This window comes from Bacillus sp. SH7-1, assembly GCF_008042405.1.
GTDB lineage: Bacteria > Bacillota > Bacilli > Bacillales > Bacillaceae_G > Bacillus_A > Bacillus_A thuringiensis_N.
In genome coordinates, this window is sequence record NZ_QNUD01000052.1 from 36447 (window position 1) to 50280 (window position 13834).

Here is a 13834-nt window from a genome sequence, read left to right on the forward strand (position 1 = left end):
AAGAAACAATGTAGCTTACGTTACATTGTTCTTTGATGCCTCATGATCTATACGTTTTTGTCTTGCATGACTAATTCGTTCCGCTACGACTTCTTTTGCAACTTTCACGCCACCGACTTCTATTTTATCCGTTGTAATAATGCTTTCTAAATCCAGGTCATTAGCAAAAAAGTATCCATTCATTAATTCGATTAAAACTTGTGTATTTCTATCCGCACTATTTGCACCAAGACGAATTTTTGTTAGCTCACTTTTTAACACATCATGTAAGTTTTTTGATACCACTTCTGTTATATAATTTAACGACCATTCTGTATTTTTTGCCGCTTCATGCTCCTTGCAAATTCTTCCCATTGCTTCCCCTGTGTATCGAATTCCGTGTTCCTCCATGTAATCCTTTATATAATCCTCTGTCTCTTGATCCATCGTTACCTGTCTTCTAATTGTACTCATTTAATAACCCCTCTCATTTTGGTATGCACTTTCTTTTTGCATACGCTCATAATACTTTTGGTTCTTCCAGCTTTCATATTCACTTTTAAAAGCACGTTCCACTTTTCTCATAGAATACTGAATAGAAACATTCTGTTGAAATTTTTGAAATGGCTTTGATTTCTTCATGTGATGGATTCTCTTTTGTTCCTTATCATATGCCTTCATTTCTTGTAAAAAGGCATTCCCCATTCTTTTATACAAGTCATTTATTTTATTCGTCTTGTAATTTTCATATTGCTTCTTATCATACTTTCCTTCCCCATATGCTTCTTTAAAAACTTGCACTTCTTTATCTAGCTTTTGGAGAAACTGATCGTAATCTTTTTTATGATGATGTTGAATATATCGACTGCTTAATTTGTCAATTTCCGGCTTTAATGGTTGCATCGTATTGTAGCTATATTGCCACTGTCTTTTGTCACTTGGTAGCTGTTTATAGATTTGTAAAAATAACGGCTTAAGATGTTGATTGCGCCAATCAAAAACGGAATCCTCTTTTTTCCTTCCCACCATATTGTTTCGAATCAGATCATTAATTTGTTTTTGTTCCTGCTTACGATCTAACAAATTGTTTACGACTTTTCCCTTCATCGCATCTAACGTTTTTGGTTTTCTTTTACCACGTTCTCTCGTTGGAAATGGCTCAACAGTTGCCACATGAATATGAATATTATCCGTATTAAAATGAATGGCTGCCGACCAGATAGAGCTTTTTTCCATCCCCTCTCTTTTTTGCATTTCCTTCATCGCAAGCCGTGTTACATCCATTAACTTTTTTTCATCCAACGTTTTTGTTTTCTCATCATAAATCCCTTGTTTTTCTAACCAGGGATTATGAAAAGAAATGACATCTTGCCACATGATACTTCCATTCTCATGAGCGGTTTTAAACATTTCCTTTAAGGACTTTTTTTCACTTTCTGTTAAACGATTTGCGTGTTCCGTAAATAGTGCCGAGGTCTTTTCTGAATTCCCCATATAGTCTTGATACGTTTCGAACATTTTCGGATTCAGCTTCACTTCACTTTTCGCTTCCTCACGATCTACATAATCAATATAGTTCTGAAAAGCATCCGAACTTGGCAACACAAATTTTGTTTTTAAAACAACACCTGGTGTGACGGAAGACTGAACAGGAACGGCATTATTCATTTTCAACATCCTGCATCATCATTTGAATAAACTCATTCATTTTTTCCATTGCGCTATAACAATCACTCATCATATGGATATTCTTTTCAATGAGATTTTCTAATTCCATTTCCCTTTTATTTTGTTGCTGAAAAAATGCCAGCATTTCAATTTGGGCTTTCAAAAATTTTTGCCGAGATATTCCCTTTCTCTTTGCCATTTCATCTATTTTCTTTATGGCAATTGGATCTACTTCTCTTATTCTAATTTCCACTTTTCCCTCTCCTTTCTGCAATTCTGGGTAGAGATCAAAAAATAGTGAGAAGAGCATAAGGGGTTTTTGTTCCCACCTAAGGTGTGAAGCTAGGCGGAGCCTAGCAAAACGATGGGAACAAGAAAACCTGCAAGGTGAGTACTCACTGATGACATAAATTAAACTGTTGAGTACTCACTGACGATACAAAAACCAACAGATGAGCACTCAATGAGTACTCAAATTTAACTGGTGAGTACTCACTGACGACATGACTTTTTTCACTTTTTATTAATTTCTTGTGCCTTTTGCTCTAACTTTTTGATTTTCTCTCGTGCAATTTTTTGTTCCCCTTTAAACAATTCCACATTCTTTTCTGATGATTTTATTTTAGATTCTAAGGATGCTATTTTTGATTGTGTTTCCGTTTTTTCTGCTTCAGTTTGGTACTTCATTTCATCTTGTAATTCTTTTACTTTTTCATAAACTGTCTTCGCATTTTCTTCTTCCAGTTTGATTGCTTTCCCATATTTTTTTATCTTTGTTTCGATATCCTTTTTGTCTCTTTCTATAAAATCTAGCTCATATGTTTTTTTATCTTCAGCTATCAATTCGTCATTTGCTTTTGTTTTTCTTTGATCGGTAAAAATCGTCTGAACTAATTTATTCGGACTTTTTGTGGCTGCATTTTCTTCTTCATATTCGTTCACATCTTGTGTGAATTTACGAATATCCATTTGTTCTTTTTCACCATTTTCATTGTAAATATCGAAGGCTAACGCTCCCCAATTCGGAGATAAGTCTTTTACTTCTATTACGTATTTTCCGTTCTCCTCATACAATACTTTGACAGGTAATTGAACACCTGGATTTGCTTTTTGCTGTGCTTTAAATGTATATCCTGTTTCCTCATATCCTTCTAATCGAAAGTAAATTTGTATAAAGTTTTTATGTGGATTGTATTCCCTTTTCTCTACAATCAATTTCCCCATACCCGACAACTTAATTAATTTATTTGTCTCTGTATGGAATAGTTTTTCATCATTTGGCATGTAAATTTTTGATGTCAAGAAAGCGAAAAAACCCAAAAATAGAAAGCTGATAATTGTTAAGTATATCCACGACTTATTTTTTCTTAGATTGATTCTTTCACTCTTCTTACCAATCGCTCCTATCACACTCTCACCCCACCTTTTTCGTTATAAAACTTTCATATTTAACTCTTCTACACTTGTAACTCGCCATGTTTCATTTTCTTTTTTCATGATGATTCGTAACACATTGTTTACTTTTTCTTCTCGGTTTTGCGTTGAATCTGTTGTGACATTTATAAATTCGGCTAGTACATTTACCTCCTCTTTATCTGGTTCATTTTCTTGTAAATAAAACTTCATTTCTATTGGTTTTGTTTTATACGTATCTCCTAATTCGTATTTATCTGTTGGATAGAATTGTTGTAAAAGTTCTTCACTCATAATGGATTTTGCCTTTTCTTTTCGCTCACTGTACCCTTCTTTTTCTCTGTGAAATGATAATTGTATAAACGTTTCGGCTGTCGATAAATACGCCCTTCTCTGTTGTTCTTGTGCGGAAGGAAGCACCTTATCCAGTCGTTTTTTTAAGTTTTCATTTTGCTTTGTTAGTAATTCATTTGAAAGTTTTAACTGCTTTTCTTTACCATCACTCATTGATTTTTTGCTCAAATAGATATTAAAAGCTGTTACACCTACAACTAAAATGACAAACACAATAAACAAAGATTTTCGTTTATCTTTCATTCTTTTAGTCTCCTATTCTTTCGGTTTTTAGAACCTTCTTACATGACCAGTAAACACTTTTTTCCAATACGGATTGTTTAGATCTTCGATAGATACTCCTTTATTTGTTTGACAACCAATGAAATGATCCTTATCTACAACAAAACCAACGTGCCCATCTTTTTTATAAGTATCAAAGAATATTACGTCACCAGGTTTCATATCATTTGGCGATATCTTTTGACCAATTTTGTTCAGTGATTCTGTATTAACATCCGTTACAGGTCCTAACTCTCTTCCTACTTGCTTAAATGCCCAATGTACAAAACTAGAGCAATCAAATATATTCCTATCAATCTCGCTTTGCTTTCGTCCTCCACCTAAAACATAAGTACTTTTTCCTATCAATGGACGACCAACATCAACAACTTTTACACCACTACTTCCTCCGCTTCCAGAATTGCCTCCACCACCAGAAACAACAGAACCCGGCTGATAATATTTCAAAACCGCATCAACGTACAAGATATCCCCATAACACGCTTGAAACGGAACAGCTTCGGGTCTAAGGCAATGATACATTCCTGTGTGTGCTACTTTTTTGTATTGCTCCTGTGAGAATTTTATGGCTAATTCCTTTGTATATTTGCCCCCATTGGAGTTAATAAAATCAAAAAATCCTGTTCCGAAATTGTACGCCTGTAGGGCTGTTTTGATATGATCCATGTCACCAGGACTTGTTACACCAGCTCTTTCTATCGCATGTTTAAACTCCTGTACGCCAGCCCAGATACTGTAATCTGGATCTGTAATACAATTAGGTTTTTTACAATATTTCGTATTAAATGCACCCTCAGAACTCTGCATCGGATCGCTACCACGCCCTCCGCTTTCCTGCATCATTTGAGCAAGCATTAAAGCAACAAACGGTTCCACACCAAACTCTTTCGCATATTTCCGAATAGTTGGTTCCCATTTCAAAACTTCGGGCGAAACATTCATGACTTGCCCTTCACCTGTATAGGTAATATCACCTGTGTTTGTTCCACTATCATTTCCCATTGCTGCAATAAAAATACTTACAACTCCAAGTAAAAGAAAAGAAAAAAGACCCATCACAATTAACGCTAAAGTGATGAGCCATTTCTTTGGTATGATTTTTAAAACTAGATGCATGGTATTAAGCACCTCCCCCGAATAACATCAATTCTTCGTCCGTTACTTCTACATGAAAATGAATGTTTTTTACAGCCCCAATACTTATAATGACATCCCCTGTTGGCAAATGTGGAATCGCTGCAATCTCACTTTCACTCAACTGTCCTGCAAATACTTTTCGTAACATATCTAAACTGTTATTATCTTGCTGCATAATAAATTTGTACTGTGTAAGTTCAAAGAGCTTTTTAATTTCATCAATCATTTCTTGTGAAGATCCTTCCGGTACAAAATCTCGAATTGTATGACTTGCATATAAAAGACCTGCAAAGTATTTTCGATCCTCACGACTAAGTTTTGTTAAAAATTGTAGTGCATGGGCGCTTTCTTTTTTCGTGTTTATGATATGATGCGCCTCGTCAATAATAATGAAATAACGAATTACATCTTCAAATGCAAGTTGCTTTTTGTTAAAGGCTTTTAATTGAGGCGCACCATTTGAAATCATTTCATTCCAAAGGAGATTTAACACATTAAAGATCTGTGCCTGGAATACCTCTGGTTTAAAACTGGATATATTCCGTAAGGAAAAAGATACAACTTGTTCTTTTTTGAAATCTTCAATGGTAGTATGCCCATCAAATAATTCTGCATATGCTTCTACTAAATTCGTAAGATTTAATTCAATTAATTCTAAACGGTGAATTCTACTGTCTCCTAAATTATCATGATGTTTCTTAGCTGCCACATCTTGATATAATTCTTTACGAACAAACATTAAAAAGTCAGAGAAAATCGGATATTCTTTTGATTTTCTTGTTGTAATTTCATTTTTCACTCCTTTTTCGTCATTCCATAATCCCATACGAATATATAATTTACGAAGCAAATTTTCATATTCTTTAATTTCATCATCTTTTGCTTCTGGCGCAATGAATCGATAAATAATTGTTAGTTTAGATAAATGCTGGGTAAAACTAACTTCCTCACTTTCTGCTGTCTTATATACTTGAAGTGGGTTAATCTGACCTTGTGATCCATCTAACGCAATTGTCTTTCCACCTAGCTCTTCTATCGTATCTGTAAACTCTTCTACCACATCAAATATCCGAACAAAATGACCCTTACTTGCATAATCCACACTTTTCTTTTTTAATAATGTTGATTTCCCCGCACCAGACTTCCCAATCATTACACCGTTATAACTCTTTCTTTGATTGTCTTTATGGAAGATATCAAAAATAACATTTCCTTTTGTTTTCGTTGTTCCATAATACGTACCGTATGGATCGTGCAAATAGGAATAATGAAACGGACACCCACCAGCCAAACTAACTGCCGGAATTTCTTTCCCTTTTCTTCGGTTCACATAATTTTTTTGTGTATCAAAGCTCGTTACGAGTGCATCCCATTCATACTCTTGTTCATTTAAAAAGACAGCTCCTCGAAAGTTATAAGATTCTAATGTTTCCATAATCTCTTTTACTTGTTTTTCTAGCTCAGCTATTGTTCTAGCGGAAACATAAATACGAATGTGAATACGTTTCATGACCTCACCTTGTTTCAAATCCGTATAGAGAGCTTCCAGCTCTAAAAATTCATTTTTCGCATCGATCCGATCTATATTATCCTTCGCTGTATCATGCCGAACACTTTGTTCACTCATGGATTTATTAATCGATTCAACGACCTCTTTTCGATCATCACTCATGACATCTAAAGTCGTAATCACATTCGGCATATTCATAATTTGCTCTAACCAAAAATCATTTACTTCTGTTGGATAATCATAGACATGAATACAAGTACCTAATCCATCACCTGTTTGAAAATAACTTTCTTTAAAACTAATTCCCCCTTGTGGCTGAACTCTAGCCACTAAATAAGGGTTGTAACCTTTCTTCTTTTTTAGTTCTTCTTGTTTTTCCTTTTTGGATTTTTTACTTTTGAACGCAAACATATTGTTGCCCCCTTACTACCATATATTTTTCGTTCCTAATTTTGCATTTTGATTAAACAATTTAAACATAAGCTCTAACTTTTTCTCTTCATCCACCTCTAATAGTTCCGTAGAGCGTTTGATGTATCGCTTTGCTGCATCTACACGTTCTTTTACGATTAATTCCGTTTCTCCATAAATAAATAAGAAGGCTTCACGATTGGTTCTGCCCCATTCTAAAAACTGAAGTTCTTTTAACTTTTGATTTAAAATTCGTTCATACAAAGGACTGGTACATCCTTTAATTTTCTTCTCAATATATCGTTGTTGTTCGGTTGTTTGACATGGGAAGTTTAAAAAAACGAGTTTAATGGACTGTTTGTAGGCTTGATAAAAATACGCATGTGAGAAGATAACAAATGCTTGTTCATCGCTATTCTTAGAGAACATATCATCACCTTCGACTTGAAGAATTTCTAAAAACTCCTCATTTTTCAGTTCAAATATGCCATCCTCTGTTATGTCTACAATTTGCATAATTTCCGCAATACTTTTCTTTACCTTTGGTGGTGCTTCTTTCTTTTTTCTAGATAAAAAACCTAAAAGTTTTGGATTTTTCTTTTTCGAAGCGTCTTTCTTTGCCTTTTCTTTCTCCTGTTTTTTTACTTGTGGTTCTACCTTTGGTTTATCTTCTTTCTTTTTGTTGGGTACCACCTTCACAATTTCTTTTGGTTCAGAAAGTGATTCTTTTACATTCTTTTCGTTAAATCGAAATGCATTTTTCTTTGGTCTTTCTAGTTGTTTTGGCTCTTCTTTCTCTACATTTTTTTCACTGAATAACGCCATATGTGATCCCTCCCTTATTGATCGTTATCAATGGCGCAATATGCACCTTTCCTTCTTAGCAATGTAATAATCAATACTTCATACATTCGTTTTTGTGGATTCGTACTTGGTCGCCAAATCATGATAATTGCAATAGCTACCATGAAAAGAATAAATGGTAACTGAAAGGACTCATGTACGAAGTTCCTAAGAATCATCGTTACAACTAATAAACCAATTAATAAAAAGAAATCTATTAAATAAAGCACTTTATTAATCCGTAATTCTGTACTGATTTCCTTCGGAATCCGATAGCTTCTCATCGGGATTCCCTCCTTTTCGACAATAAAAAATAAGCGTACGATTACGCTTATTTTTTATCCGTATTCTTTTTATTTTTGTTCACAATATCTCTCCAACTTTTACCCGTATTTTGACCCATTTGATAAAAACGCTTTGTATTTTGTACCGTTTCAGAAGTATTAATTCGTTCTTGTACACCTCTTACCTTTTGTTTCACCGATGATGTCGTATTTTTAACTTTTTCGGTTGTATATTGTCCTAATGTCCGTGTTTCTTGACCTCTACTTGCTGCCACTTCTTTATCACTTTCATAAGGAATAATTGGGCTACTATGTGTCACCGTTACGATGTCGGCTGATGCCGGGCTACTTCCACTTGGTACTGATCTTGGTGTTTCCACTGATGCCGGGCTACTTCCACTTGGTACTGACCTTGGTGCTTCCACTGGTGCCAGGCTTCCTCCACTTGGTACTGATCTTGATGCTTCCACTAGTGCCGGGCTTCCTCCACTTGGTACTGATCTTGGTGTTTCTACTGGTGCCAGGCTTGATGTTTGGCTTCCTTCACTTGTTCCCTGCCTTACTATTCCTGGTGTTTGACCTCCTTCACTTGTTCCCTGCCTTACTATTCCTCGTGTTTGACTTCCTTCATTTGCTCCTTGTCTTACTGTTCCTGGTGTTTGACTTCCTTCATTTGCTCCTTGTCTTACTGTTCCTGGTGTTTGACCTCCTTCAATCGCTCCTTGTCTTACTGTTCCCGGTGTTTGACTTCCTTCACTTGCTCCTTGTCTTACTGTTCCCGGTGTTTGACTTCCTTCAATCGCTCCATTTGATTTTCCAGCTTCTTTCATTTCATCTTGAAGACTAGCTGTTCCCGATTCTTGACCATTTGCTACCCCTAGATTTTCATTCCCTTCTTTTTTCATGTCTTCTTGAATAGATGGCATACCACCATTCTTTTTATCTTCTTCCTTATTTAAGTTACCTTTTTCTTTTTCATTTTTTGCTAAATCATTACCATTTACTTTTTTCTGATCCGCTTTTTTCATTTGATCTTGCAAGGACTCTTTATTTTCAGACCCATTCCCTTTTTTCAAACCGCTTATAAGCCCTGCCACGCCACCTGTTGCCATCGCTGCCACACTTGCTGTTTTAGCTGCTGCAACACCCGTTCCTTCTGCTGCACCTTTCGCTCCTTTTCCAATCATATTTCCGAGACTCTTCATAGGTTTTGAATTTGCAAGACTGCCAATTCCTTTACCAAGTGCGAAACCACCTACTAACATACCCCAACTGCTCTTTAATCCAATATCTATACCGAATAACCTTTCTACGGCTGCTGGACCATCTAGAACAGCCATACTAAATGCGGCTAATGCAATCAGATACGGTACACCATTTAATTTGTCATGGAGAAAAGCTGTTCCTATTAGGTATAACTTTAAAGATAGGAATATCATAATCGTTGCTATAAATATATTGAGGATATTAGATAATACAGCTTTTAACTTTTGACCATTCGCAACATCGGCTGGTGCTAATATATTTGCTAACAAGTAGTTAAAAGACAATTCATAAAATAATCTAGCTAACTTAATACTTACTAACAACAAAGTTAATCCTGTTATCAGTAAAGTAAAGAATATATTCCAGAAATTCCAATGCCAGCGATAATACTTTTCTGGAAAGAAATCAAACCATCCATCTTTTAATTCGGCTAAAGATGCGACTCCTAAAGCATCCATTACTCTTTTATTCTGCAAAATTTTCTGACCATCATCCGATAAATTTTTATCCTTTGTGAACGCAAAATCTTTATCTATTTTTTCAGTAATATCTATCTGTCTAATATTTTTTTCAGGAATATTGTTTTTCGGATTCATATCCTCATTCTTTTTCCATCCATTTTGATCTATTACTGCAACATCCGTTATATTCTTCTTAATAATTTCATCACTTAAAGAACCCTTTTGTTCAGATTTCACAACCGCTATGGCATCATCGGTGAACTTATCGACCTTTGTCATACCAGTACTTAATAAACAAAGTACACTCAATGTTATGAAAATATTGATGATAATTTGAGAACGATTCATTTGTTTGTTCATAATAAACATGTAGCCAATATATAAAAACGAAATGGCTAAAAGAACGACAAACAATGGATATAACATATCAACAAAATTTTGTATTTCCGGTGAATTAAAGAATCCTTTGATCCCCAGTATGGCATCTGTCACACCTTCTAAAGCATCTACAACTAAAGATAAACCTACAATTAAGAACCATCCTAGCCAACGCAATACATAATTCACGATGTCTCCTACTTGAAGATAATCCGAGAACGATTCTAAAACCTTTAAAATCTCTTCATCTTTCACTATTTACCCTCCTCTCATGCTTGCTATTGTCCCAATACTTCTTTTGCTGTCCAACTCACCCTTTCATTTAGTCTGTCGATACGAATAATCAATTTCCCTTTTTGTTCCCGATCTACTGAAAGGAAAAGAACCGCATCTTCTAGACCAAGAATGACCTCATTTTCTTCTGTCACAAATGGCGAGTAGCTATCTAAAATCACTTGCATTTTATCTGTGATTGTCGGTACACGCATTGCCTCTTCCTCCTTTATGTTTGGAATCAAAAAAGCACTCAATTATTTGAGTGCTTTCTAACTTGTTACTTGTTCTTTTTCTTCTAAATCACGCAAGATTCGATTAATCTTATTTTCGACTGCTTGATAAACACTTTTGTCGATGTGGTCATTATGAGCTAACATTTGAAATTCACTGTAAAACTCGCCCATTTCTTGATTTTCAACTTCATCTATTGATTTACCTAATTGTGCTAAAAAGAACTTATCAACCAGTTTCAAAACCGCTAAATCAGATTCAAAAAATTCATTAACCGTTTTTCCCTTCCAATTTTCAATGGAAAGGGAATCAAACGGGCTATCTTCCTGCTGAAACGCCTCTTCCGGAATCTCTTCATCAATTCCCATCATTGTTGGTTCTTCTACTGGCTGCGGTGTCTCTATTTGGGAAGAAGCTTCTTGTTCTTGTACTTGTTCTGGTTCTGATGTTTTTTTCTCAATTTGTTCTGATTTTCTCTCTCCTAAAAAATCTACAATAAGTTCTTTCGGTTCCACATCAACATGTAAGGAATCAATATCTATATCTAAAATAGATTTATCTGTATCGAACTCTTGCTCTAAGTACTCCCATCTGTATTTTAAGGCTGTTTCTCCCGTATTATAAATCGGGCGAGGTCTGATCCGTTTTCTGTTATTATCCTGACGTTTTATGACACGAATAACGGCACTTTCTCCTTCTTTAAAATTCATAAGTTCATTTGCTGTTAACAGTGGTCGTTGATCTAGACTTTCCGTTTTATTTTTTTCAGTAGAAAGACCTTTTCCGCTTCGGGAAGATAGATTAATCGTCTGATTCCCTAGTTTTTTAGAAACTTTTTCGGCGGTTTCTTGATCGTTAGTTAGAATGTAAATTGTATTCCCACAGTTTCCATCAATCGTATCTGCATCCTCACCATACTTATTTTTCAATTGTGCATATGCCTGGATTACAAGGTTAAAGCGAACATTTCTACCAAGACAAACCGTGATAATATTTGCCATTCCTTCAATACTCGGCATATTTCCAAACTCATCTAAGCAAAAAACCACTTCACGGTGACATTTCCCTCCACGAGCGAGGGATGCACCCTTTGCCAATATAAAATAAAGCTGCCTTACAAAAATAGAAGCAATCACATGATTTGAAGAATCAAAGTCTGGTGTAATCATAAAAATAGCGACTGGTTTATCGAAATAGTCCACTGTTATTACTTGTATGTCTTCATTTTCTTCTACTACTTTAAATTCTGTATCACCTGTCTTTTCATCTATTTTCATAATAGAAATAGATGTTTTCTTTTTCTTATTTCCTTTTTCATTAAATTGAATGGTATCCCCAACTTTTATTACTTTCTTAAAATCTAATGCAAAACGTCCCGTAATATCTGATTTGATAGACTCCTTTGAGCCATCCGGAAATACAATTTCTATTCGTTTTCTAGGTGTCACTTTTCCTTTTATTGTTTTTCCAAAACCTACACGTTTTAAATCCACACTATTTTTTGCTGTCATTTTAGCGATTTCATCAAATGTAAAAATAGATAAACCGTTCATTGTTTGTGTAAAAATACCACCTCTAGCTTGCCCTTTTGAGAAATTAGAAGTTGCATATTGCATTTTCGCAACACTGTCTGATGGCAAATTCTCAAAATATAAATCTAAAGCATTTTTCGGCGGTTCCTCTGGATCTATAATTATTTCTTTCGAACCAAGTTCCGATAGCATGTTAGCTACTGCATACATCGTTATTTTTTCTTCTGTTCCTTCTGCAATACATTTATCTGTTATGGCTAAAATCATGGCGTTACATAAGCTCATAGCGCAATCTTGCCAAAAAGGATCTTTAACACCTGGTTTATAATACAAAGTGTGTGAGAGTGTTTTACATAGTGCTTGCGCTGTTGAATAATCTCCATCTTTATAAGCATCTTTGACAAGCTGCAATAAGTTATAACTCATAGAATCAAGTGGAGTTAATAAATTCAAAACTTCAATGTGATACCCTCGTTCTTCCAGCGTTTCTTTTGATGCGCTGAACAATTCCCCCTTTGGATCGTTAAAAATTAAAGATGGCTTATGTTCCGCTCTAGAATAGACATCAATTGTAGGAAATACAAAGGTTTCTCCTTTACCAGAGCGTGTTGTACCAATGATTAAATTGTTTACCGGGCTATCATCAATAAATACCTTGTCACCTAATCGGGAGATAACAACACCACCGCCACCTTTAAATGTTTCCTCTCGATCTGGTACAGCTCGGTACTGCTTTTTCAGCTCTTCAACTGTTGTAAAACGACTAGATCCTTTCTCATGATTATTTAAGTTTTTAAAGGAAGATTTCAATTTGTACACTGTTCTTGCAATGGTTCCAATCACTACAAGGAAAACAAGCATGTAGTAAATCGGATGTTCTGCAATTGGCATCTGAAAAAGAAATCCTACCTCCATATGAAATGGTTTGGGATGTAATAAATCACTAAATGTTGTTTCTATCAGCTCTAAAGTTAGGTTTAATAAAAAATTAGCGATTAAAAACATTCCAACAAACAAAAAAGCACTCAATGGAATGAGTACTTCTTTTTCAGCTAATTTATATTTGATTGATATCTTTTCACTATACATATCAAAGCATCACCTCTGTTCAATCTAGCCACACGTATTACTTCTTTAAGCCAAAGCCCGAATCATAATTATATTTTTCATACTCTGTTATCTTATCGAAATCATTCGATACATCTAAAGATATGATATACCCAAATTTCTTAGTAATTTGGGCATCTGATGGCTTTTGTTGAAAACTTGCTATTACTTTTATGTCGGAATCCTTCATCTGTTGAAGAAAGTATATAAAATCTTCCTGACATATATAATTGGTTTCATCTACAATTACATATTCATATTGTTTAGCTATATTTATCACATCTTCTGTAATATTAAAATTCTCATACCCCTCATTCGATTCACAATCCAAGTGTTGTAAAGTCACATGACCCTCTGTTTGCTTCCCGAATCCTTCGTCTTCGTATTCCCTCAGTGGATCTAACACTAAAACTTTTGATAAACTTAAAGCTATTTTCTTCAATTCCCTCGTTTTCCCTGTTCCCACTCGACCTACCACCATTAAACTTTTATCTAGACTTGAAATTTGTACTAAATTTGCACTATTAACAAACATCCATATGACCCCTTTCAACTTAAAAAGGTACTCTTTTTATGAGTACCTTTTTGGCAATATCAGTTGGCTTTTCTTTATTTACTCGCTACCATCTTTTCATTTTGTTTCAGAACTGGCTTTTCTTGATTCTTTGGTTTCTCTGGATTCGTTGGTTTTTCCGGTTCTGT

13 protein-coding genes are annotated in these 13834 nt (G+C 35.0%); all 13 read right to left on the reverse strand.

What is annotated here, in order from left to right; translation table 11 throughout:
- Nucleotides 1-15: 15 nt before the first annotated feature.
- The 13 genes from DN390_RS28555 to DN390_RS28615 all read right to left on the reverse strand — a co-directional run bounded on the left by DN390_RS28555 (nucleotide 16) and on the right by DN390_RS28615 (nucleotide 13667).
- Nucleotides 16-453, reverse strand: coding sequence for a hypothetical protein (locus tag DN390_RS28555; RefSeq protein WP_147809140.1), 438 nt, complete (start codon nucleotides 451-453; stop codon nucleotides 16-18).
- A complete protein-coding gene (gene mobP2 / locus DN390_RS28560) occupies nucleotides 454-1647 on the reverse strand; it encodes a MobP2 family relaxase (RefSeq protein WP_147809141.1) in 1194 nt (397 codons plus the stop codon). It abuts the gene before it with no gap.
- A complete protein-coding gene (locus DN390_RS28565) occupies nucleotides 1640-1900 on the reverse strand; it encodes a hypothetical protein (protein WP_147809142.1) in 261 nt (86 codons plus the stop codon). The genes mobP2 and DN390_RS28565 overlap by 8 nt, the downstream gene beginning before the upstream one ends.
- A 260-nt stretch (nucleotides 1901-2160) precedes the next feature.
- Nucleotides 2161-3057: a hypothetical protein gene (locus tag DN390_RS28570; RefSeq protein ID WP_147809143.1), complete on the reverse strand. Its 897-nt coding sequence runs from the start codon at nucleotides 3055-3057 to the stop codon at nucleotides 2161-2163.
- 21 nt (nucleotides 3058-3078) lie between these two features.
- A complete protein-coding gene (locus tag DN390_RS28575; protein ID WP_147809144.1) occupies nucleotides 3079-3657 on the reverse strand; it encodes a MerR family transcriptional regulator in 579 nt (192 codons plus the stop codon).
- Nucleotides 3658-3684: 27 nt separating this feature from the next.
- On the reverse strand, nucleotides 3685-4812 hold the full coding sequence (locus tag DN390_RS28580; protein ID WP_147809145.1) for a bifunctional lytic transglycosylase/C40 family peptidase: 1128 nt from the start codon (nucleotides 4810-4812) through the stop codon (nucleotides 3685-3687).
- A gap of 4 nt (nucleotides 4813-4816) precedes the next feature.
- Nucleotides 4817-6754, reverse strand: a complete 1938-nt coding sequence (locus DN390_RS28585) for a VirB4 family type IV secretion system protein (RefSeq protein ID WP_147809146.1) — start codon at nucleotides 6752-6754, stop codon at nucleotides 4817-4819.
- A 15-nt stretch (nucleotides 6755-6769) separates the two neighbouring features.
- On the reverse strand, nucleotides 6770-7579 hold the full coding sequence (locus DN390_RS28590; RefSeq protein ID WP_147809147.1) for a hypothetical protein: 810 nt from the start codon (nucleotides 7577-7579) through the stop codon (nucleotides 6770-6772).
- Between the two features lie 14 nt (nucleotides 7580-7593).
- The gene (locus DN390_RS28595) at nucleotides 7594-7881 is read right to left on the reverse strand and encodes a DUF5592 family protein (protein ID WP_001258281.1); all 288 of its coding nucleotides are present in this window, start codon (nucleotides 7879-7881) and stop codon (nucleotides 7594-7596) included.
- A gap of 47 nt (nucleotides 7882-7928) precedes the next feature.
- Entirely contained in the window at nucleotides 7929-10241 is a 2313-nt protein-coding gene (locus DN390_RS28600) for a pLS20_p028 family conjugation system transmembrane protein (RefSeq protein WP_147809148.1), read from the reverse strand.
- Nucleotides 10242-10264: 23 nt separating this feature from the next.
- Entirely contained in the window at nucleotides 10265-10474 is a 210-nt protein-coding gene (locus tag DN390_RS28605; RefSeq protein WP_147809149.1) for a hypothetical protein, read from the reverse strand.
- A gap of 57 nt (nucleotides 10475-10531) precedes the next feature.
- Nucleotides 10532-13114: a VirD4-like conjugal transfer protein, CD1115 family gene (locus DN390_RS28610; RefSeq protein ID WP_147809150.1), complete on the reverse strand. Its 2583-nt coding sequence runs from the start codon at nucleotides 13112-13114 to the stop codon at nucleotides 10532-10534.
- Nucleotides 13115-13151: 37 nt separating this feature from the next.
- Complete coding sequence (locus tag DN390_RS28615; RefSeq protein WP_147809151.1) at nucleotides 13152-13667, reverse strand: hypothetical protein; 516 nt, start codon at nucleotides 13665-13667, stop codon at nucleotides 13152-13154.
- Nucleotides 13668-13834 lie beyond the last annotated feature (167 nt).